Source organism: Mesorhizobium escarrei (genome assembly GCF_935825525.1).
Lineage (GTDB): Bacteria > Pseudomonadota > Alphaproteobacteria > Rhizobiales > Rhizobiaceae > Mesorhizobium > Mesorhizobium escarrei.
Window position 1 is genome coordinate 56,184 of the sequence record NZ_CAKXZT010000113.1, and the last position, 22,862, is coordinate 79,045.

Genomic DNA, 22,862 nt, shown 5'->3' on the forward strand with positions numbered 1-22,862 from the left:
AACATCGGGAACTCGTACGTTGCTGTAAGCTTGACTCAGGGCTATCGCATATGAACTGGTGGCAGGCTTACCTGTCCGCCTTAGTCCTGCCCTCATGCGATAGCCCTGGCCTTGACCCGACAAGTCCGCTGCCTTCAAGCCAACCTCCTCGTAAAGCACGAGAAGGAATTCCCTGCGCGCTAGGTGATCCTTTCGGACGGAAGCATCTATCCTGGCTTATGCCAAAGTCTTGTTCGCGCCGGCCTCGCGCATCGGCGCCGGCAGCGTCTCCCATGCCCGGATCAACTCGCCGATGGAAGCAGCCTCCATCTTGCGCATGACGTTGCCGCGGTGCAGCTTCACCGTAACCTCGCTGATGCCGAGATCGAAGGCGATCTGTTTGTTTAGACGTCCCCACGCGACCTGACAAAGAACCTCGCGCTCGCGTGGCGTCAGTGTCTCGAGACGTTCGAGGTTGCGTTTGACGACCGCGGACGCCGCCCGCCGCGCGGCATCCGCGGCAACACCGGCGATTACCGCATCAAGCAGCGTCTGGTCCCGCACCGGCTTCGTGAGGAAGTCCACCGCTCCGGCCTTCATTGCCTGCACGGTCATTGGAATGTCGCCGTGCCCGGTCAGGAAGATGATCGGCTTGGGGTTGCCCGTTTGGGCCAGATGAAGCTGCAGGTCGAGGCCGCTCGCTCCCGGCATGCGCACATCGAGGATCAGGCAACCGGAACTGTCCAGTACGTCGGCATTGAGCAATTCGCGCGTCGAGCTAAAACAGACGGGCTGAAACCCGGCAGAAAGTATCAATTCGGACAGCCCCTCGCGGACAGCCGCATCGTCATCCACAATGATGACGAGTGGCTGCTCCGCTTCGTTGCTCCGCTGCGATGACAACGGCGCCGATCTCCGTAAGTGCGGCTGCTCAAGTCTCATGCTAACCTCCATTTTTCGATTTGCGTAAGACATCGCCGATGGCTGCCAGCATGACCTGCGCATCGAAGGGCTTGCGGAAGCATCCGCTGACGCCCTGGGTTCGGTCCGCCTCGGCAATCTGGTAGCGCCCGGTGATCAGGAACACCGGCAGGTCCGGACGCACCTTCTTCACCAGGTCACAAAGTTCGAAGCCGTTCATGCCGGGCATCCCGATGTCGGTGATGAGCACGTCCATACCGGACAGCCCGCTGACGAGCAACGATCGCGCCGACGAGAAGCTGCGGGCCGCATAGCCTGCGGACTCCAGTAAATCCGCCAGGGACTCGAGCAGCCTTGGATCATCGTCGACAACCGCAACAACTGGTCTTCCCTTGGTCACGCCCGGTTTCCTTCCGCTCGGCGTGAGTGGGTGATCGGTATCTCCAATCGCTCAGCGATCCGCACGAGATCGGCGAGCGATGCCGCCGCCATTTTCTGCATCACGTTCCTTCTATGGATTTCCAGCGTGACTTCGCTGATCCCCAACTCGGCTGCGGCCTGCTTGTTGAGCAGACCGCTCACCACAAGCGGCAGCACCTCGCGTTCGCGCGGCGTCAGCTCAAGATAGCGTCGCTTCAGCACGCCCAGGTCGGCACGCGCGGACCTTTTTTCCCGATCCTCGGCGAGCGCTGCCTGGATTGCCGCCATGAGATCAGCGTCGCTGAAGGGCTTGGTCAGAAAGTCCACGGCGCCATGCTTGATCGCCCGAACGGATGACGGGATGTCGCCGTGCCCTGTTATGAAAACGATCGGCGGATGATCTCCCTTTGCGATCTGCCTCTGCAGATCGAGGCCGTTGATATCGGGCAGCTCGACGTCGAGGATGAGGCAAGCCGGGGTGTCCGGCTTGTCCGCGCTAATGTATTCGCCGGCCGATCCGAAGGCTTCGGTACGGATGCTGTGTGAAGCCAGCAGTTCGCTCAACGCCTCCCGGATGCGCGCATCGTCATCAACGATGAAGACGACATGTTCATCCATGGTCATGGCACCGCTTTCACTTCAACCGGCAAGGTGAAGACGAACGTCGCTCCCTGCGGTTCGTTCTTCTCCGCCCACAGGCGTCCGCCGTGCGATTCGACGATCGAACGGCAGATCGCGAGCCCCATACCCATTCCGGTTCCCTTCGTCGTGAAGAATGGCTCAAATATTTTGTCGGGAAATTCGATCCCCGCGCCGCGATCGCTGATTTCCGTCTGGACAACATCTCCCATGCGGCGCGCCCGCACCAAAAGAACTCGGTCGCCCTGGACGGAGTCCATCGCATCCATGCCGTTGCGCATCAGGTTGATCAACACCTGCTGAACCTGGACACGATCGAGCGCCACGAGCGGCAGGTCGTCTTCGATGCCCGTATCGATGCGGACACGCCGCCGCGCCGCCTCCTCGGCTGTAAGATCCAGCGCTTCGGCCATGGCGCTGTTGAGCGCCGTGCAGCTTCCGGTCTGTGTGGATTGCTTGAACACGGCACGGATGCGGCTCACGACATCGGCGGCGGAGTTTGCGTCACGGATAATGCGCTCGGCCGTGGTCTTCGCGCGCTCGAGGTTCGGAGGTTCCGCGGACAGCCAACGGTGGCATGCGTGGGAGTTGGCGACGATCGCGGCCAGCGGCTGGTTGACCTCGTGGGCGATCGAAGCCGAGAGCTCCGCGAGGCTAGTGGCCTGTGTCGCCTTGGCGAGCTCGTCGGCGGCTTGTCGCAGCGCCTCTTCGGCGCGCATCTGTGCCGCTTCCGCACGCTTGCGTTCGGTCAAGTCGAGAATGTAGGCGACTCCTTGCCTAGACTGCCCCTCAAAGCAGGCAGCTCCGATCAGTACGGGCACCCGGCTGCCATCCTTCCGGAAATACTCCTTCTCGCGAGCTTGCATCTTGCCCGTCGCCTTGAGCTCTTCAGCTTCCTCGCGGGCGTGCACGTCTTGCCATTCCGGAGGCGTCATATCAAACCATCGAAGCCCGGCCTCCACATCCTCACGCCCGTACTGGACCATGCGGAGAAATGCGTCATTGGCGTCGATAACCCGTCCGTCCAAGTCCCAGATAACGATCCCGATAATATCTGAATCGACCAGTCGCCGAATCTTCGCTTCTCGTTCCTCAAGGTCGCGGTAAAGGCGCATCTGATCGTCTATGTCGATGGAAATTGCGTACCAATGCACGATCGCTCCACTCTGATCTCGCAGCGGCTCCCCGCGGCCGTCGACCCATCGGTAGACGCCGTCCGCACGGAGCATGCGGTACTTCATGGCGTAGGGCTCGCCGGTGGCGAGGGAGTGCCGGACCGTCTCTAGCAGGCGGGTTGCATCTTCGGGATGGACGAGGGTCTTTATGGCTGCCGCCAGCCTGCTCATGCCGTGCTTGTCCAATTGCGCTACGTCGGACAGACCGAAGAAATCAAGCAGGCGCTTGTTGAAGAAGGTTGGCTCGCCGTCGGGCGTCAGACGTCTGATGTGGACCGGGACCATGTTCACGATCTGCGAGAGCTCCCGCTCACGCTCTCGCAGCGCCTCCTGCGCGCGCACTTCTTCATCGATGTCGAGAGACACGCCGTACCATTGCGCAATCGCTCCGGCTTGATCACGCCAGGGCTCCACCCTGCACTCCGCCCAGCGATAGACACCATCCTTTTCGCGCCAACGAAACCGCATAGAGGAACCGCCGCCGGTTTCGAAACAATTCTGTAGCGTGCGCTGCACCTCGGGAGCGTCTTCGGGATGGATCAGCTCCTGCAGCAATTCTTCGATGCGTGGCTCTTCGATGGCTTCGAAATTGGCGATAACGGAGCGGAAATGGTCCTGGTATCGCTTGTTGAAGTAGACCGGTCCGCCCGTAGGCGTGGCGCTCCAAATCCGGACCGGCACGGCGTCGATCATCTGCTGAAGTTGCTGCTCACTCCGCCGGAGCGCCTCTTCGGCGTGCACCTGATTGTCGATGTCGTGACAGAGACCGAACCACTGGACAATGCGCCCGTCCTGATCCCGCAAGGGCTCGGCGCGGCTCGACATCCAGCGATAGACACCATCGGCGCGGCGCAGACGGTATCGCAGCGCAAAGCTCTCGCCGATGGCGAGGCTGCGACGGAGCGCGTCGCCGAACCCTGCTGCGTCGTCCGGATGGACAGTTTCTATGACCGCCTCCAGCCGACTCATGCCGGGTTTGTCCAAATCCGCTACGTCCAGGCCTATGAAATCGGTCATGCGCTTGTTGAAGAAGATGGGCTCGCCGTCGGGCCTCAGACGCCAGACGTGGCTCGGAACCATGTCGACAAGCTGCGAGAGCTCCCGCTCGCTGTCGCGCAGCGTGAGCAGCGCCTGCTGGTGCTGCCGGGAAACGGCGGCCACGGTGAGCACGGAAAATGCCGAGATGGCCAGAAAAAGCTGCAGCGCAAACTGCATCTGCTTCTGGAACTCGGGATCGCCGACGAATTGGCTTGTGCCGGATATCGTAAATACCACCGTGATCAGGGCGAGAAGGGTCAAGGCGACGGCGGCGCCTTTGAACTCGAAGCGCACCGCGGCCCAAAGAAGCGGCGGCATGACGATGTAGGCTGAGGGCAGGTGACCGCTCAAGGAAAGGGCGGCGACACCGAGAAAGATCAGCCCCAGGACGCAGGCTTCCATCCAACGCGCGGCCGAGAGCTGGGTCCTGCCGCCACAGTTTTGCAACACGGCCAGCGCCAGTGGCGCCACAATCAAGACCCCGGTGGCGTCTCCGAGCCAAAATAGAGGCCAAGCGGCCGCGAAGGTTTGCATGCCAAACCACGCAAGCGTCGCGCTACCCACCGTCGCGCTTGCGACTGGCGCAATTCCCGCGCCCAATACGACCAGTGTAAGAACTTCCTGCAAGGTTTCCAGCCGAAACGGCCGTCTGCAGGCCCAGGTCACGAGCCATGCGCCGGCCACCGCTTCAAGAACGTTGCCGGTATAGATCAGCAAGGCAACGGACAGTGGATTATGGAACCACAAGGCGTTGCTGAACAGTTCAGCCAGGCAGCCCCCCAACACCCACCACGGCCAGCTGTGCCTGGAGGCGAGGATAAGCGTAGCCATGAAAAGCCCGCTGGGAGGCCAAATGGAAATACCTGTTCCAGGCACGATTGCGAGCGCCTGAGCGAATCCGCAGCCCAATACATATGCTGCAATGAAGAGCCCCAGGTGCAGGAAGTGGGGGCGGCGCGACCAGACTGACATCATCGACTTCTCCTGCCGGGCAAAGAAAGGCTGGGAACTGTCAGCGCTTGATGTAGCACTTCTCCTCGATGTCTGGGTCGGCAAATTCATACCTGCACTCTAGTCCCGCCATCCTGCGGCCGCACCTCATGGAAATCCATGAGCCGACGCGTATTTCTTAGCCGTCGGGATGGTGCTGCCTGGGTCATGAACTCATAAAATGGATTGAACGAAGCCACTGACGCGGCAGATGGGTGGCCGGTCCCATACGCATCTCAGGATTGATCCGAGACCTCACCCAGGACGTGGCCGGACCATGCCTGCCTGGTCGCCCCTGTTCTTTCCTTCGCGCGGACCAGGCTCCGTTCCGATGCCGGCTCATTGTCCTCGAGCCCTGCCGCCACCGGAGAATATTTCCAGAAGGTCTGTCAGGCTGGCAACCGCGCCTCTTCCACTTGCCTCGGATTCCCGTCGACGGGGACGTTCGAGGCCAAGTTTGGAGACGGCCAGCTTGGGGTCATATCGGGCGTCGGCGCGATCAGCATCGGGACCGCGGTCAGCTCCAGGGACGACTGTTCCGTGCGCTTTCTCATGTATCGGGAGAGGCCGATCTTGATCGCGACCAGCACGGGCGCGGCGATCACAAACAGCAGCGCGACTGCGTTGAACGCTGTGTCGAAGGCGATCACAGTGGACTGACCGGCGACCGCTCTGCCCAGCAGGCTCGTCGCTGCCAGGCCGGCTGCCACGGGATCCATTCCTTTTCCCGCGAGCATAGTTGTCGTCGTCGCCAGACGCTCGCTGACCGCGGGAATGCCAGCCGTGACGTTGGCGCCAAGCACCGCGACATTCGCGGCGACGTTATTCTCGATCAACGTCTGCAGCCAGGCGACACCCATGAGGCCGCCAAACTGGCGACCCGTGTTGAAGAGGCCTATGCCGGATGCGAGGTTTTGGTCGTTGAGCTTGCTGAAGGCGATGAGGGTGATAGACAGGAACAGGAAGCCGAGGCCCAGGCCACGCAACAGGATGGCCGGCATCATGTCGTCCGCGCCGCTCTCGATCGTCGAGCCGGACAGCATCCACATCGCGACCATGATCATCAGGATTCCAAACGGCACCGTGGCGATCGGAGGAACACGGCGGACCTGCATGAGGAAAGCAGCGATGAGAAGCGCGCCGATGAAAAGCGCGCCGCTCGGCAATAGGAGCAGGCCGGCGTCGGTTGGCGTCAATGCAAGGACGGACACGGCGAACGACGGAATCAGGAACGCGCTCCCGAACAAGGCGGCGCCGGCGACGAAACTGACGATGAACGCGAAGGAGAAATCCTCCGACCGGAACAAGGTGAAATCCAGCAGGCCCTGGCCTTTGGCCATCGCCTGTTGGCCGATAAACGCCAGCAGCGCGGCCGTGCCGATCACTGTCAGCCACAGGATGCGGGATTCCTCGAACCAGTCCCATCGGCTGCCTTGGCTGAACACATAGGTGAAGCAGTAGAGTGTGGCAGACACGAGCGAGAAGCCGAGCCAGTCGAACGGTCGGCGTGCGACTTTGACGGGCGCTGGGCAGTCCGCGAGCAGCAGGAGACCGGCGGCCGCTAGCGCCACCGGGACGGCACTGAAGAAGATCCACGTCCACGACTGGCTGTCGAGCAACCAGCCCTGAAGGGCGGGGGCAATCGTCGCGGGGGCAACGACTGCACCCATTGCGAACAGGGCCTGGAGGATCGGTTGGTGGCGTCGCGGATAGGCAAGAAAAATGATCGCCTGCCCCGCCACGAGCAGGATGCCTCCAGAGAAGCCTTGCATCACGCGGAGCAGGACCAACAGGTCCAATCGAGCCGTGATCGCGGCAATGGCGCAGGCTGCGCCCATGACCAGGGCCGAGCCGACGATCAGGCTCCGTGGGTTCATACGGTTCATCAGCCAGGCCGCGGCCATGAACCCGATCAGCTTCGGGGCGGTATATCCAACATCCAGCCAGGCGAACTCATCGGGTGTTGCATAGGTGTCGCCGATGATGTCGCCGCGCCCGAGCGACAGGGCCGTGCTGGCGATCGCCTCCGTCAGGGTGGCGAGCACTATGCCCGCGACGAGAAGCGTTCCTGTCGCGGGTCGATCGAGGCACGGCGTGGCGACAAGCGCCGCGGTCACGAGCCGCTCCCGTCATCGATATCGACACGCGCGGACAGGCCCGGGACGAGGCGGCCAGGCAGTGGATTGCCGACAAGCCGGATCTTCACCGGAACGCGCTGGACGACGCGCACGAAATTCCCTGTCGCATTGTCTGCGGGAAGCAAGCTGAAAGCAGACCCGCTGCCGGGTGCAAAGCTGTCCACCACGCCTTCAAATGTCGCATTCGGATAGCCATCGACGGTAACACGCACATGCTGACCGGCCCGGATATGTTCGATCTGCGTTTCTTTGAAGTTCGCCACGACCCACAGATCGTTGACCGGAACGATATCGAGCAAGGAGGCGCCCGGCGCCACAAGTCGGCCGATGCGAACCTGGCGGTTGCCGACGACGCCGCTGACCGGGGCACGTACCACTGTGTTGTCGAGGTCGATTTGAGCGAGTTCCTCTGCGGCCCGGGCTTGCGCTACGGCGGCTACGGCGGCTTCGCGTTGGGCGTCGAGAACAGCGATACGCTGCCGCTGTGCTTCCAGTGCTGCTGATGCTGCCTCCACGGCCGCTTCGGCCCTCGAGCGCGCGGCATCGCTTTCATCAACCTGGGCCTGGCTCACTGCGCTGCTGCGGATAAGTTCGCGGCGGCGGTCGGACGCCTTTGTCGCTAGGTTCAGCTCGGCCTCGGCCGCACGCATCTGGGCTTCGGCCTGCCTGATTAGGGCACGCTGAAGCAGGACTTCGGCATCGACATTACCGAGGCGCGCCTGGGCGGCTTCGACATTGGCCACGGCTTGTGCGAGCCACGCGCGATAGTCCCGATCGTCGATCTGGAACAGGACGTCACCGGCTTGGACGGCTTGGTTGTCCCTGACCTCTACCGCAGTGACGTAGCCCGCAATCTTCGGCGCGAGCCCGGTCACGTCCCCGCGGACGTAAGCGTTGTCGGTTGACGTCTCGTCTGAACGTGCCCAAGCCCATCCTGCACCTAGGACGACCACGGCTGAGAGGCACAGCAGCAAGCCGATCGTCTTTTTCCTGCTATGTTGCGCCATGACGGCCTCCGGTAATAGACGTTACCATTGACGTTTACGGTAATAAGCGTTACCAGTCAAGTGATGCATTGGAGCGAATGAATGGCTGCGGCTGTAAAGACCACGCGGCGCAAGGGCCGACGGGAGGCCCTTCTTCAAGCGGCCGCCGAGGTCTTTTTTGAACAGGGCTACGCCGCGACAAGCATCGACGCGATCATCGAGCGCGCCGGCGGATCGAAACGCAACATCTACGATGAGTTCGGCAACAAGGAGGGCCTGTTCTCCGCTATCGTCAAGGAAAGCGCAGACAAGGTGCTGTCGCCCCTGGTGATCGAGGAAATAGAAGGCCACGACCTGCGGGCGACGCTGACGGCGTTCGGCCGGTATTCCATGGACGCCTACATGTCGCCCACCTTGATCGGTATCTACCGAATTGCCGTCACCGAGGCCAACCGCTTCCCCGATCTCGTGAAGTCGTTCTACGAACAAGGGCCGGGTCGGACCACGGTCCGGCTCGCCGAGGTCCTCGAAGCCGCCAGGGAACGAGGGGAAATCCACGCGGATGATTGCTTGCGCCTGGCCGGGCACTTTGTAGGCATGATCCGCGACAACCTTCATCTGCAGGTCGTTCTCGGCCTCCGGCCACCGCCGTCGGACAAAGAAGCGCAGGAGGCGGTCGCTTCCGCCGTGGAAGTCTTTCTGGACGGTGTTCGGCGCGGTCAGAAGTAGAAGGGCAATCGTCATCGTTAGCACCGAGCTGTTTGCCGAGAGGTCGGGCGGTGTGCCGCGTTCGACCAACAAGCCTCGACGCCGAAGTGCCTCGCGGGCCTCGTGAACGATCCGCCTCACATCGTCGGCGCAGACGTTGTCGTGCCGCATCAGCAGCTGGACGATAGGATCGCCCAGCATCTCTTCGAGTGTTGGTTCGGGGCTCACGGGGTCCATAATCTCTTTCCTTGCCGGCTCGGGCTTGCGGCGCGGGTTTCCACTCGCAACCCGCTGAAGCATCCCAGGGGGCGGTCGCAAAAACAGCTCGCGCGCCCCGTCCACTGGTGTGGCCTTCAATGACATCATCTGGCGTTGGACTTGGAAGGTATCTGCGCCTTGCGGCCGCTCGAAAGCTGCATGATGGCAATCGTCGCCACGCAAAGCCCAACCAAGACGTGCGTCCACATTTCCGCCTCCGCCGATCCGAAGCCGAGCAGAAACGGGGCGGCTACTGCCCAACACCCCAAGGCAAGATTGGACCACTCGGCCCAGGCTCCGTAGCGGTAGAGCGCCACGGCAGAGCAGCAAACAATCAGCAGGCCGACGATCCCCGCATTCCAAGCCGCGGCAGGCAGCTCGGTGAGCGCGAAGGCAGCGCAGGTCAGACCTGCGCCCAGAACGAGGTTGGTCCACTCCAACCCCTTGCTCGGTACTTCACTTGTCATTTTAATCTCCTTTTCCAGTCCGGCTCCGTACCCAGGCCATAAATGTTGGGGCGGCGGGGTGCGAGGAGAATGAGGCGGTCCCGCGCAGCAGCCTAGTCTACGCAGGCATCTGTCGGGCGATGCTAAGGTCTAGTGCGGCTGAGCGCGGTGCTGGCGGATAATATCGAAGCGCCTGGGGTCACAGCTTCTTGGGCGTAGGAAAATTCGCCTTTCTCTCTGTCGAGCAATGCTCCTGCTCACAGCCGTCGGTCGGCGAAATCAGGGCGGTCTTTCCACAGGTTGCCAGCCAGAAAGCGGGCGTAGCCGAGCCCATAGATCGCCCGCATATAGCTGGCGTTGAAGGGATCGAGCATCGAATAGGGGACTTGAGCGTCAATGGTCGCGAGATGGAAACGTGCCCCCGTCAATTTGGCGTAATTGTAGAGGATAGCCAGTTCGCTCTGTGTCTGGGACTTGAGAAGGATGGTGTATGCCCTTGCGATCACAGACAGCGTACTATTCCGCGTGGTGGCGAACTCCGGAATGAGTGCGTTGTTCACGATCACATGGAAATCGACGCTCTGGCGTTTCGCAGGCACGAGAGGGTTCGTGCTTGCCAGAATTGCCTGTGGAAGTATTAAGACCTGCGACGTGGACCCCCCATCGGAATGCATTTCCTGGAAGTAACGCCCGCCTGACTCGGCCTCGATCATGACCGCCGGGTAAACGCCCGGGATGCTTGCCGACGCTATCATTACGTCCTGGAACAGCTTCAGCGCGTCCGGTCGGCTGGTGTTTTGGCGATGGCGCCCATGTTCCACACGACTGCACGTTGGGTATCAAGATTGGTTGTGAGGACTAGAAGGCGACGGCCCTTGCGATGTTGGGCTGCAACCTGCTGCAGGACCGCTTGCGTGATAAAGTCCTCGACCATCCGCCTCATTGGCGTGGTTCTCAGCAAGCTCGATCCGATCAAACCCACGGGAAATTTGGTTGCGACAAGGTCGTCGGCGACGCCGCTCGTAAAGAGATGCACCAGCGTGTCGTCATGAGCCGATCCGAGGAACGCGAATGGCGCGATCAGGGCGCCAGTGCTCACGCCGGTGACTACATCGAATTGCGGGCGGGTCCCGGCCGCACTCCACGCCGAAAGCACGCCGACACTGAAGGCGCCTCCCCACACCGCCGCCGGAGATCATGAGGACATCGAGGCCATCCGGCTCGGTTGCCGGCGTCCAGTCGCGGACGCCTCCTGCAGCGATCCGAGCGTCGCGATACATCCTAATCTCGCCATAGCCGGCGATCGAAGCCTTCTCGGCTTCCGTGGCGTCATAAGGTCTGTCTGTCTCGGCGATCCGGGGATCGCAACCCTGGAACCAAACGAAGCTCGCAACCAGTGCCGCCATCCCAACGAGCACCGATATTTTCACAGAGCGCAAAACCGGATCTCCAACGTGCTCGGCTTCGTCAACGCGGAGCAGTTCGCATATCCGATGGCCGCAGGTCTCCAACGCCTCGGTCGACGAGTGCTTCCGGCAAGAGCCTCGATCTCCGTCCGGCATGCGTAACGCTGGCAGCGTGACATACCCAACGCATCACGCGCATGATGTGCTCATCGCTCTACAAGATGACGTCGGTGATGAGCCACTGGAGCAGCCTATGTGGAAGGCGTGGTTGTGGTCGATTGGTTTAAGGATAAAGGCGGGCAATACCAAGGTGTAGGTCGCCGCTTGCGGTGATGTCGGCAAACCGCCACGGATCTACCCCCTGTGATGGCTCCGGGCGCGTTTCCATCGTCTGAAGGGCGCGCCTGACCCCCGACGTCCCTGACGATTCCAGCCCGCCGGATTGCACCGCGAAGCAGGCGCTGAGCGCGAGGAGATGGACTGCCGATGCGGCTTTCCTGGCTGGTTCGATCGCCATGGCCGGCCGCCTAATATCCCTTTGGCGGAACGAAGAGGCAGATCGTCTTGCCGTCGTTGCCGCCGGCCACCGAGCACCAGTGATAGACACCGTCGGGCGAGTTCTTCACCCGACTGTCGCTGTAGGCGACGACCTCGCAGGTCCCGTTAATGACATAGCCCTCAGGTCGCTCGCTGATGGCCCTGTTGCTGACCTGGCGGCAGTCAATGCCGGAGCAGCACGAGTGCGGATAGCTCCAGCCCAAGGGCTTGGCGGCTGTGGGCAGCGCTTCATGCGCACTGACCTGACATGCCAGGAGGATTGGTGCGGAGAATATGGCGGCGGCAAGGGAGGTGCGGTACGGCGGCATTACGTTCGAATTGTGCATTGTTTCCTCCATGAAGGCTTGTAGCCAGTACAGAGGAGGATGCGCCGGACCGTCACGCCAACCTATTCTACAGGAGTCTTTGTGATGCGATGCAAAGGTACAGGATACCTGCACCCGCCGCTCGTGAAACCAACCAGGATAGGCACTGTACAGCGGCTTATGGCGCAGCCGCCGCTCACCGCGATGGCGATGCCCTGCTCCGAATGTGAATGACATAGGGGCCGGAACCGACGGTCCGCACACCTATACCGAGGTTTAGGTCAGCCATTCAACTCGCTAGGTCCGATCACCCTTTGTCGTGTTGCGTTGCCCGCCGCGATACAGGTACGCAAGACCTGACGTAGAGATTGCGCATTTGCGGGGCATAGCTGGCTATCGGTCGCCCGACCAGTTTTCCGGCGGCGTCGCGTGAGGCGCAGGTCCCGGTTGACGTGTGACGGAAGCGGGGTTGATACTAACCACGTGAACGCCAATTCGTGTCCAGCAGATCTCCGAGGCGAGAGTAATGGGCGTGGCAACTTCAGGTATTGCAGAAAGTCCCGTAGCAATTCTGATCGACGATGACGCAGCGGTCCGCGAAGCGTTGGAGGAGTTGCTGAATTCGGTCGGCATCGACACCATATCGTTTTCCTCGGGTCAGGAAGTGCTGGACGCAGAACTGCCGGACCGCCCAGGCTGCCTCGTTCTCGATGTGCGAATGCCAGGTCTGAGCGGCCTCGATCTTCAGCATCTCCTTGCGACCAAAGGCATATTAACGCCGATCGTGTTCTTGACGGGTCATGGCGACATCGCCATGAGCGTGCAGGCGATGAAAGCGGGGGCCGTGGATTTCCTGACCAAGCCGGTCCGCGACCAGACGTTCCTTGACGCGGTGTCCACCGCTATCGCCAACGACGTCGCGCGAAGAGCGGCATCGACCGTATCGCGCAAGAACGAGGCCCTTTATGAGACCCTTACGCCCCGCGAGCGGGAAGTGCTGAGGCTGGTGGTCTCCGGTGCGATGAACAAACAGATCGCATCAGATCTCGGTATCAGCGAGATCACCGTTAAGCTTCATCGGAGCAACATGATGAAGAAGATGAACGCAAGGTCCATATCACATCTCTTCAACGTCTGGCAGTCGCTTCCAGCCGACGTCCGCTGAGCGCCTCCGGTTGCAGGAGAAGACGGGTGTACAATCAGGGCGCAGGGGCTCCGTAACTGACTTGGATTACGGCCGCGACAGGGAGTGGGACGCGGAAGCGGTCTCGAGAGGTCTCAAATGAAGCTGACGTCAACGAAACAACGCCGCGCCGTGGCATTGGCGATCGGCGCTGCGAGCGTCTTGCTGGCACTATTCGTCAATGAGCCATACGTTCTGCTGGTCGCCGTTGCAGTCATATGCATCTGCATCGGCTGGGAGGCTGGCTTGGTGGCCGTTGCCGCGGCCGGCCTGCTTTCATCCGTGATCCTGTTTTCGCTGGAATCCGGAGCCCCAGGCGGCGCGGTCCGGTTGGTGGTGTTCGTCGTTGCGGCGTTAGCCCTGTGGCTCGTGATCAAGATTTTCAGGACCATGAGCTTCTATGACCGGGTCTACCAGGGCACCGAACTTAGCGTTGCCGATATTCCGGGCCTCGGATGGTCGGCCCATCCGGATGGCCGCTTTCGCTTCGTCAATCCGGCGGCGCTCGAGTATGTGGGTGTGACAGCCGATGAGATGCGCCGGATCATGGATGGCGATGATTATCATTGGACACAGTTTATCCATCCGGACGATGTCGAGACGAGCATGGCGCGCTGGCGTCACAGCCTAGAGACGGGCGAGCCTGTGATCGACGAGCAACGTGTGCGCCGGTTCGATGGGACTTATCGATGGTTTCGCAACACAGCGGTTGCTTCGCGCGACGAGCACGGAAGGATTACCGGGTGGTATGGCCAGATGGAGGACATCGACGACCAGAAGAAAGCCGAAGCAGCATTGCGCGAGCGTGAACGTGAGCTGCGCCTGCTGGTCGATACGGTTCCTACCATGATCTGGCTGATGACGCCGGCGGGGTTGCCGTACTATTTCAACAAACGGTTCGTCGACTGGGCGGGCATCGACTTGGCCAAGGAGGAACCGCGAGGCACGCGGCAATTCGCCTCGCATGTGGAGTTGTTCCATCCCGATGACCGGGCAGCCGTCAAGGCCGTGTTCAAGAAGTCCTTTGCCCGTGGAGAGCCACTCCAGCACAAAGGTCGGCTGTGCCGGAAGGATGGCGAATATCGCTGGATTGATTCGCGCTTCGAACCGCTACGCGACGAAGACGGCACGATCCTTCGCTGGTACGGCGTCAACTTCGACATCGACGACGAGGTCCGCGCGCAGGAATGCCTGCGTCTGGCGGACGAACGCCTCGCGCGCGCCTTGCGCGCCGCCAGCCTGTCCGAACTGTCGGTGTCCATTGCGCACGAACTCAACCAGCCGCTACAGGCGGTCGTGGCAAACGCCGGCGCGTTCCAGCGATGGCTGAACGCCGATCCGCCAAACTTTAATCACGCCAGCCGGGTCGCCCAGAAAATCATCAGGAACGCCGACGCGGCGGCGCAGGTGATCAGCCGCATCCGGGCGCTGTTCAGCAAGACCGAAGGCGAACCGCACGCGATCGATCTGAACGCCGTGATCCGCGAAGTGTGTGATCTCCTGGGTGACAGGCTCGCATCGAGCACCGTCAAGCTGGACCTTAACCTCGATCCTGGCCTTCCTGCGACGACTGCCGATCAGGTTCAGATGGAGCAGGTCGTCCTCAATCTCGTCCGCAACGGCATCGAAGCGATGCAGGACGTCAGCATCAACGTGCGAAGCCTGCGGATCGTGTCGCGGCATCAGAATGATGGAACAGTCGAGGTCGAAGTGCGAGATCGCGGCCGCGGGTTTAGCAATCCGGAACGGATTTTCGAGGCGTTCTACACAACCAAGCCGGATGGAATGGGAATGGGCCTGGCAATCTGCCGCTCGATTGTCGAGGCACACAGCGGACGGCTCTGGGCGGAAAATGTCGAGACAGGGGGGGCATCCATAACCTTCAGCCTCCCATCCGCGCTGCCGACTCGACCAAGACACCCACTGCCGCAACAGTAAGCGCCTGAGTGGGCGCTTTCAGAGGTTGATCCGGGGATCGGCCATCGACTGCCCGATCTCGATGAGCGTGTTGACCAGGATGTACAAGATTCCGAAGACGATGGCGACGCCCAGCACTGCCGGGAGATCGGCGCTGGCAAAAGCCTGGACCGTGTAAAGGCCCAGACCAGGCCACCCGAAAACGCGCTCGACGACAAGCAAATTGCCGAAGAGAAGGCGGACCTGCAGGCCGAGCATGGACAATGGGGCCGTGGCGGCATTGCGCAAACCGTGGCGCAACAGCACCTTTGTCTCGCTGAGACCCTTGCCGCGTGCTGTCCGAACATATGCCTGACTCATAACGTCGTGAAGCGCACCGTTCAGGCTTCGCCCAACCGCGACGCCGATGGGCTGCGCCAGCGCAAGCGCCGGCAAGATCATGTGCAGCAGCGCGTCGACGCTGACTTCGGGCCGGCCGACCAGTATTCCATCGATGACGTTGAGTCCCGTAGGGCCTGCGAAGTCGCGGTAGGTAAGCCGACCCGCTCCGGGAAGCCAGTCGAGTTGGAACCAGAAAAAGTAGCTGAGAAGTAAGGCCGACAGAAAGATCGGCGTGGAGCCCACTCCCACCATAGCGAGCCTTATGCCAGCCGATCCCGGAATCAGGAACTGAAGCGCTGCCATCACGCCGGCGAGCGCCACTCCCAAGGCGATCGACGCCAGTCCGAGTTCAAGCGTAGCGGGAAGAAATTGCTGTATGTCGTCAGACACCGGCTGCCGGGTCCTTACCGACGTCCCCAGATCCGCATGTGCGAGGCGCAATAGAAAGCGCCCGTACTGAACGACAGCCGGGTCGTCCAGTCCGAGCTGCTCGCGCATCGCTTCGACCGTTTCCGGCGGAGCGTTCGGCCCGGCAATGGCCCGCGCTGGATCGGCGGGGATAATGCTTTGGAGACCGAAAACGATGAAGCTCATCACCAGGAGAACGACGACGGCGCCGACGATGCTTTTGGTGAGATATGTCAGCATCTACGCCCCCCTCAGTGCGGCGCGAATGCCGTCACCCGCAAGGTTGGCGAGGAGGCAGAGGAGAAAGATGATCGCGGCCGGCAGGATCGGCAGCCACCAATGGACGGTGAGACTGTCGAGGGTGCGCGACGTCATCGAGCCGAGTTCAGGCGCCGGTGCAGGCAGTCCAAGGCCAAGGAACGACATCAGCGACAACGTCATGATGACGTTGGCGACATCCAGTGACGCCCCGATGAGCAAGGCCGGGACCACTCCCGGCAACAAGTAACGCAACAGCAGGCGCGGACCGCCGACCCCGGCGATACGCGCCGCCTCGACATGAGGACGGGCCTTGAGGCGACGAATTTCGTCACGCGAGATGCGCGCGTACCAGGGCCACCAAAAAATGGCCATCGCGATCATCGTGTTGGCAAGCCCGGGGCCAAGCGAAGCCACGACCGCGAGCGCGATGAGCGTTCCTGGAAGGACTAAGAACAAGTCGACGATCCGCTCGATGACCAGATCGACCTTGGCGCCCATCAGACCCGAAATCAGTCCGACGAGGGAGCCCACAGTGAGACTGAAGCCAATAACGGCAAGCCCTGGCAGCCACGTATATTGAACGCCGAGGATGACGCGCGAGAACAGGTCGCGGCCGATCTCGTCGGTGCCGAACCAATGTCCGGCCGAAGGCGGCAGGTAGGCCCCGGCGACGCGCAGTTGTGGGTCGAACGGCGTGATCCATGGCGCCAGCACGGCCACAACGGTGACGACAGGCACGCCGACAATGCCGACGCTTTCAAGCCAACCGGCACGCCGGAAGAAATCGCGCCAGTTGAACCGAGGCCGCGCAGGCAGCGTGTCCGGGCTTGGCCGGCTGGTCATCGTCCGCCTCCCGCCTGCAGGCTCGGCATCGCCGCGATGAGAGACCGCGTGTAGGCGGACTGCGGTGCGGCGATGATGGCATCTGGATCGGCAATCTCAACCAACTCACCATCCTTCAGCACCGCGATACGGTCGGCGATGATCCTGGCGGCCGCCAGATCGTGGGTGACGAACAGCATGGCCATGTCGAGCCGCCGTCGAAGGTCGCTAAGAAGGTTCAAGGTGGTGGCCGCCAGCGACACGTCCATGGCGCTGATTGGCTCATCGCACAGCAGAAGCCTTGGGGGGACGATCACCGCGCGAGCCAAAACCGCGCGCTGGCACTGCCCGACCGACATCTCGGCCGGCAGCGCGTCCATCAGGACCGGATCGAGGCCGACCAGCTTTATTGCCTCTCCGACGCGACGGCGACCGTAATCACTGTCCGGCGAAACGGCACGCAGGCGCTCACCGATCTGCTCGCCGATCGTGAGCCACGGAGTCAGCGACGCCACGGGGTCTTGAAACACGACTTGCGGAGGAAGCTTGTCAAAGCGTGTAACGGTGCCGCTCTCGGGTACCACGAGCCCGGCAGCAATCCTCAGAAGGGTAGACTTGCCGGCGCCGCTCTCGCCCACCAGGGCCACGCACTCGCCAAGCTTGATCGAGAGGTTGATCGACCTAAGAATGGGCTGCGGTTGACGCCGCCCCCAAAACGACCGGGCGCCTGTCGGATATGTTTTTCCGACGTTGGACAGCCTCAAGGCGGCGGTTTCCTGGATCGCCTGGGCCGGCCATGGTTTCGCATCAGCGCGCTGCGCTGAGAGAAATGGCGTTTGTTCGTGGTGAAGGCAGGCGACTGCGCCACCGTGGACGGAAGCGGGCTCCAGCGGTGGGCGGATTGCCGTGCAATCTGGCTGGGCGATCGGGCAACGTGTTGCGTAAGCGCATGCGTTCTCAACCCTGATGGAGGGCGTGTGCTCGGACGGGAGCGTGGGAAGCGGGCGCCGTCGATCAGAGTCCAGATCGAATCGAGCGGCGAGAAGGCCGGCGGAATAGGGGTGCGCGGCATTGCGGGCCACGTCCTGCATGCGGCCCATTTCAACGATGCGTCCGGCGTAGAGAACCAGGATGCGGTCGGCCAGTGAGGCCGCCACAGTCAGATCGTGGGTGACGAACAGAATTGCCGTCTGCTGATCGCGGGCGAGAACGCGCAACAGGTCGAGGATCTGCGCCTGCATGGTGACGTCGAGCGCGGTGGTCGGTTCATCGGCGATGAGCAGCTTCGGTCTTGCCATCATCGCCAGGGCAATAAGCACTCGCTGACGCTGCCCTCCCGACAGCCGATGCGGAAGCGCATCGGCGATGCGGTCCGGGTCAGGTAGGCCGGTTCGGCTGAGCCAGTCTTCGATCGATCCCTCGGACCTCCCATTGGATTCTCGCATCTGGCGGCGGATCGTCATCGTGGGGTTGAGCGCGCCCATCGGATCTTGCGAGATGGCGCGGACGAGGTGGCGGCGGGCCGACTGCCAGGTGCGCCTTCCCGCGCCGACAAGCTCGATCCCCGCTAGCCGGATCGAGCCTGCAATCTGCGGCAGGTATTCGTGCGGCAAGAGCCCCTGAAGCGTCAGCCCGATGCTTGTCTTGCCGGAACCGCTTTCGCCGACCAGCGCGATGATCTCGCCCGGAAACATGTCGAAACTAATGCCATCGAGGACGCGGGAGGGACGGCCTTCGCGGCTGAGAATGACCGAGAGGTCTTTGACGGAGAGGACGGATTCGGTCACGGGTTCGGACGTTCGGTGCGAAAGCTTGACCATCTGCGATACGAGCCTGACCAGCTTCCGGAATGAACCGGATGGCCGGAGTTTAGGGTCCCCAGCGAACGGTGGCGAAGTCGATGTTGCCGGGTGGGTACACGGGGCGGAGTCCAAGGTCCTTCAGACCTTTGGCGTGGACAACCACATCGTTGACGTCGACAAGCGGGATGACGATGCCGGCATCGAAATACATCTGCCCCGCTCTCTCGTAGAGAGCGTCGCGTTCTTTGACGTCGGTCACCTGCCCGGCCTGGTCCACGATGGCATCGGCTTGCGCCAGCGCCCGCCCAAAAAAGTTGAGGGGAGCGTCTTTTGTGAAGAACGCCTTGGCCTGGCTATCCGGGTGAGCGGCGTCCGGGCCCGCGATCGTGAGCAGCAAATCGGGAGGTTTTGGGTCGTCCTTCAAGGTGTAAGCAGCGCCGGAAGGCAGCACGTAAGCCGTTGCCTTTACGCCGATCAACGCCAGTTGCGCTATCATCAGGTCGGCGATGCGGCTGTAGCTCGGGGCCGCGCTATGGAGGCCAATGACCAAATTGACTGCGCCATGTTTGGCGATCGCGGCTTTCGCTGCCTCGAAGTCGGTCGGGAACCGGATCGGATTCACTGGGTCGAGCATCACGTTCGGATAAACCGACTTCGACGGGCTTGCGAACTCTCTAAAGGCGTCTTTGACCCACAGCGCCGGGTTGATGGCTGTCAAAACGGCCTTGCGGACCTCCGCGTCGTCGAGCGGCGAGTTCGGCCTGACGAAGAGATCGTACGGTATCATGCTCGGGGCGGCAGTGATCTCCAGCCCCCACGGCAGGCTGGCGAGTTGCGCGAACGGATAGTTGATCGGCACGGCATCGATCGCACCCGCCTGCAATTGAAGTATCTGTTGGCTGATATCGGGCACGACCGAAATCTGGATCTGCCGGAAGAACGGTTTGTCGCCCCAATAGTCGTCGTTGCGTTCGAGCACATAGCGCTGACCGCGTCTGAATTCAGCCAGTTTGAATGGACCCGTGCCGACCGCATGCTCATTGAGCCAGGTCGTCGCGAAGTCGCCGTTGTCATGCTCGGCGAGCGCTGTGGGGCTGACGACCTTGGGTCCCCACGGACTGGAAAGGGCATCGAGGAGCGAAGCCTGAGGGTGGCCCAGCGTGAGCACGACCGTCGAATCGTCGGGCGCCCTCATGTCCTTCACGTTGGCCAGGAAGTAGCTCAGGATCAGTCCACGATCGCGGCGGCGTTCGAACGACTTTATGACCGCCGCCGCATCGAATGGCGTGCCATCATGGAACTTGACACCGTCGACCAGGTGAAAGGTGTAAGTCAGCCCGTCGTCCGAGATCTCCCAGCTCTTGGCGAGCAGACCAACGATCCTGGTCGAATACGGCTCGTATTCGACCAGACCCTCGTAGACATTGTTGATTGCGCTCATCGCGCCGGTCTCAAATCCGTTGTCCGGATCGAATGTGCCGATGTCGGCCACATACGGTGTGCGCAGCACCTCTTGCGCGTAGACCGGCGCAATCCAGACCAGCAAACCGAGAGCGAGTCCTAGCATGCGCGGCCCGAAGCTGAGCTTGTAAGATCGTTCGGTCCGGTGCGCATAAATCTGCATGAAGGATTCCCGTTGGCCTGGTACTTCACTAGGGACTGCAGGAAGGCCACCCGCAGTCAATTCTTGGCCAACGAGGCATTTAACACTCTTGTCCAACCCAGCGTCCCACCGATGCCGTCAAGATCTTCACGCTGCGCTCGGCATAGATGCAGACACCCAGACATTATGGCCATGATACGTCAGTCTGACGATCGCGGTCTACGAGCATCAAGCAGAGGTTACCCTATCCCCAAGGTATAGATCATGGCCGCGCCGGATAGGCATGTGGACCTTGCAGGCGCGGATTCACACAGAACGCGTTGCAACTGCAATATCGATCCGGCAGGACGGCAAAACGATTGGCGGGCAAGTGCCCGTCCGACCCGCAACTTCTCGCGGCCGTGATCCGCCCGCGCGCACCGGCAGGAGGCTCACAGCCACAACGAGATCTCGCATAGAACGAAGACGGGAAAATCGGAGCCGGACGCCACATCTGCCGCTACATGTTCGGCGTCAGCGCCAATCAACGCCAGGCCTGCTGGACGTCCAATATTCGCCAGAAAGGGCGTTTGATTTCGACGAGTTGGCGACGGGGATCGCCGGCCTTCACTCTGTCGCGGATGAGCGCAACCAAGTCCGCCTTGACAGCCGGATCCGACAAGAAATAGCTATGGCCGATGAAGCCGCCGCCGCCAGAAAACTCGATGAAATCGACCAGCCCTCCCATCTGAGACCCTGCCCATTTGGACGCCGCCTCGCTTCTGTCCTCGGCGCGACACTCGTCATGGCAGGTATTTTCTATGCAATCCGGGATAGGGCCGGATGACATACCCTCCGCGCGCAGCCTGAGCGCACCGTACGTCCGCTTCCGCACTTCGACGGCCGAAAGCTGTCAGTCCGAAATCGGCCCACTATGCTCTCGAGCAGCAATGCGCCGCATGTCGGCCGCAATGACGTTGATTGCGGTTTCCCAAAAGCAGACATCTGAATGCGGCATCGCGTTGGACGCGTTGCCCCAGGACCGGACCTTGCCAATCATGTCATGCCGCGCACGTCGCGTCTCGACCCTGCCGACCTCCCTAGGGCCTGAGCACGGGCAAATGCTGAACCCAAACGGTTTTCCGGATACGCATCGTAACCTCCGTTGGCGCGGACAAAGGCAGCATGAACCATGTCCAGCCCTCGGTTGCTCCAAACTCCGACCCTGCTATTGTGTGCGAGTTCGACTCCAGACAGAGCCGTTACCCATCAGAGGGGGTCACCCGAAATGACTGAGGAGGCAGTGCAGCGTCGTTTGACCGCCATCCTCGCTGCCGATGTGGTCGGGCACAGCCGGCTCATGGGTTTCGATGTGGGCGGATGAGAGGTATCTGCTATGGCGCAAGCGTCCATCAAAGTCGGCATAATCGCGGAAGAGACAGGGGCACTTTCGTTCATGGGCCGCGCCAACGCCAACGTGGCAAGGATGGTGATTGACGAGATCAACGCCAACGGCGGCCTGCTGGGGCGGAAGATCGAGCTCTATCTCGAGGACGGCGCAACGACCGACGCTGTCGCGGAGGCCAAGGCGGCCAAGCTTGTGGCGCAGGACAAGGTGGATGTGATCTTCGGCGGCATCTACAGCTCCACGCGGCAGGCCATCAAAGGCCCCGCCGTCGTGAAGGGCAGGACGCTTTACATCTACCCCGAGCAATACGAAGGCCAGGAATGCGACCCACTGATTTTCTGCACCGGCCCAGTGCCGGCGCAGCAGCTCGACCCGCTCATTCCCTGGCTGATGCGCAAGACCGGGGCCAGGACATTCTACCTACCGTCCGCAGACTACATCTGGCCGCACGTGATGAACGAGAGGGTCCGCCAGCTCGTCAACGCCGAAGGTGGCAGCATCGTCGGCGAGGAATACCATCCGCTCGATCACATGGAATACGGCGAAACGGTTGAGAGGATCATGTCCAGCGGAGCCGAGGTGGTGTTCAATACCATCGTTCCGCCTGGGGTCGTGCCATTTTTCGCGCAACTCCATGACGCTGGCTTCCAGAGCCGCGGCGGGCGGCTAATCTGCACCTATTTCGACGAAAACCTGCTCGGCCTGCTGCCGCCGCCGCATGTGGAAGGCCTCTATGGCTGCCTCGACTACTACCAGAACGTCAGCGATCCCTTCAGCAAGACGCTGCTTCGCGCGTACGACGACCACTATCGCGGCAACGAGCAGTTCACGGGCGGCAGCGCTTGCTCGGGCCTCTACAGAGGGATGAAGCTCTGGGCGGCGGCCGTGAACGAGGCCAACTCGCTCCGCCAGGAGGACGTCATCGCGGCCCTCGATCACGCAAGGATCGTCGAAGGGCCGGGCGGTCCCGCAGAAATGGTTCCTGGCCAGCACCACGTCCGCATGAACATGTATATCGCCCAGGCGCAGAACGGCCGTTTCGAGATCGTCGAGAGCCTGGGGGCCATCGACCCGGACGAGGCGACGGTACCGTCCGCCACGGAGTTCGGCCGGGGGCCGATAGCGTAGTCA

The 22,862-nt window shown here is 61.7% G+C and carries 16 protein-coding genes and 2 pseudogenes; 4 read left to right on the forward strand and 14 right to left on the reverse strand.

The genetic code is table 11. From position 1 onward, the window contains the following. Positions 1–216: 216 nt before the first annotated feature. From NMG80_RS07890 to NMG80_RS07915, 6 genes are all read right to left on the reverse strand, one after another. Positions 217–921 carry a response regulator transcription factor gene (locus NMG80_RS07890; protein WP_254017600.1) on the reverse strand — a complete coding sequence of 235 codons (705 nt, stop codon included), beginning with the start codon at positions 919–921 and terminating at the stop codon, positions 217–219. Position 922: 1 nt separating this feature from the next. Next, positions 923–1,300, reverse strand: a complete 378-nt coding sequence (locus NMG80_RS07895) for a response regulator transcription factor (RefSeq protein ID WP_254017601.1) — start codon at positions 1,298–1,300, stop codon at positions 923–925. Then, positions 1,297–1,944: a response regulator transcription factor gene (locus NMG80_RS07900; protein WP_254017602.1), complete on the reverse strand. Its 648-nt coding sequence runs from the start codon at positions 1,942–1,944 to the stop codon at positions 1,297–1,299. Before NMG80_RS07900 ends, NMG80_RS07895 begins: the two co-directional genes overlap by 4 nt. Beyond that, a complete protein-coding gene (locus NMG80_RS07905; protein WP_254017603.1) occupies positions 1,941–5,147 on the reverse strand; it encodes an MASE1 domain-containing protein in 3,207 nt (1,068 codons plus the stop codon). The genes NMG80_RS07900 and NMG80_RS07905 overlap by 4 nt, the downstream gene beginning before the upstream one ends. A 404-nt stretch (positions 5,148–5,551) precedes the next feature. Further along, positions 5,552–7,279 (reverse strand): DHA2 family efflux MFS transporter permease subunit, encoded by a 1,728-nt coding sequence (locus NMG80_RS07910; RefSeq protein WP_254017604.1) that lies wholly within the window; start codon positions 7,277–7,279, stop codon positions 5,552–5,554. Next, entirely contained in the window at positions 7,276–8,307 is a 1,032-nt protein-coding gene (locus NMG80_RS07915) for an HlyD family secretion protein (protein WP_254017605.1), read from the reverse strand. Before NMG80_RS07915 ends, NMG80_RS07910 begins: the two co-directional genes overlap by 4 nt. A gap of 81 nt (positions 8,308–8,388) precedes the next feature. On the opposite strand from NMG80_RS07915, the gene NMG80_RS07920 reads away from it, so the two are divergent. Continuing rightward, on the forward strand, positions 8,389–9,015 hold the full coding sequence (locus NMG80_RS07920; RefSeq protein WP_254017606.1) for a TetR/AcrR family transcriptional regulator: 627 nt from the start codon (positions 8,389–8,391) through the stop codon (positions 9,013–9,015). Between the two features lie 341 nt (positions 9,016–9,356). On the opposite strand, the gene NMG80_RS07925 is transcribed toward NMG80_RS07920, so the two are convergent. The 3 genes and pseudogenes from NMG80_RS07925 to NMG80_RS07935 form a co-directional block, all read right to left on the reverse strand. Then, the gene (locus tag NMG80_RS07925) at positions 9,357–9,719 is read right to left on the reverse strand and encodes an SPW repeat protein (protein WP_254017607.1); all 363 of its coding nucleotides are present in this window, start codon (positions 9,717–9,719) and stop codon (positions 9,357–9,359) included. 236 nt (positions 9,720–9,955) lie between these two features. After that, positions 9,956–11,104: pseudogene (locus NMG80_RS07930) on the reverse strand (patatin-like phospholipase family protein). A gap of 527 nt (positions 11,105–11,631) precedes the next feature. Next, a complete protein-coding gene (locus NMG80_RS07935; protein ID WP_254017608.1) occupies positions 11,632–11,988 on the reverse strand; it encodes a hypothetical protein in 357 nt (118 codons plus the stop codon). A 505-nt stretch (positions 11,989–12,493) separates the two neighbouring features. Here NMG80_RS07935 and NMG80_RS07940 point away from each other — a divergent pair. Both NMG80_RS07940 and NMG80_RS07945 read left to right on the forward strand, forming a co-directional pair. After that, on the forward strand, positions 12,494–13,132 hold the full coding sequence (locus NMG80_RS07940; RefSeq protein WP_254017609.1) for a response regulator transcription factor: 639 nt from the start codon (positions 12,494–12,496) through the stop codon (positions 13,130–13,132). 117 nt (positions 13,133–13,249) lie between these two features. Continuing rightward, positions 13,250–15,088: a PAS domain-containing sensor histidine kinase gene (locus tag NMG80_RS07945; protein WP_254017610.1), complete on the forward strand. Its 1,839-nt coding sequence runs from the start codon at positions 13,250–13,252 to the stop codon at positions 15,086–15,088. 18 nt (positions 15,089–15,106) lie between these two features. Here the strand turns inward: NMG80_RS07945 and NMG80_RS07950 are convergent, their stop codons facing one another. From NMG80_RS07950 to NMG80_RS07970, 5 genes and pseudogenes are all read right to left on the reverse strand, one after another. Next, positions 15,107–16,096: an ABC transporter permease gene (locus NMG80_RS07950; protein ID WP_254017611.1), complete on the reverse strand. Its 990-nt coding sequence runs from the start codon at positions 16,094–16,096 to the stop codon at positions 15,107–15,109. Continuing rightward, positions 16,097–16,960, reverse strand: coding sequence for an ABC transporter permease (locus tag NMG80_RS07955; protein ID WP_254017612.1), 864 nt, complete (start codon positions 16,958–16,960; stop codon positions 16,097–16,099). Further along, on the reverse strand, positions 16,957–18,759 hold the full coding sequence (locus tag NMG80_RS07960) for an oligopeptide/dipeptide ABC transporter ATP-binding protein (protein WP_254017613.1): 1,803 nt from the start codon (positions 18,757–18,759) through the stop codon (positions 16,957–16,959). The genes NMG80_RS07955 and NMG80_RS07960 overlap by 4 nt, the downstream gene beginning before the upstream one ends. Before the next feature lie 49 nt (positions 18,760–18,808). Further along, complete coding sequence (locus tag NMG80_RS07965; RefSeq protein ID WP_254017614.1) at positions 18,809–20,365, reverse strand: ABC transporter substrate-binding protein; 1,557 nt, start codon at positions 20,363–20,365, stop codon at positions 18,809–18,811. A 502-nt stretch (positions 20,366–20,867) separates the two neighbouring features. Further along, positions 20,868–21,113 (reverse strand): annotated as a pseudogene (locus NMG80_RS07970) (alpha/beta hydrolase); the annotation flags it as partial. A gap of 606 nt (positions 21,114–21,719) precedes the next feature. On the opposite strand from NMG80_RS07970, the gene NMG80_RS07975 reads away from it, so the two are divergent. Then, positions 21,720–22,859 (forward strand): substrate-binding protein, encoded by a 1,140-nt coding sequence (locus tag NMG80_RS07975; protein ID WP_254017615.1) that lies wholly within the window; start codon positions 21,720–21,722, stop codon positions 22,857–22,859. The last annotated feature ends 3 nt before the right edge of the window (positions 22,860–22,862 follow it).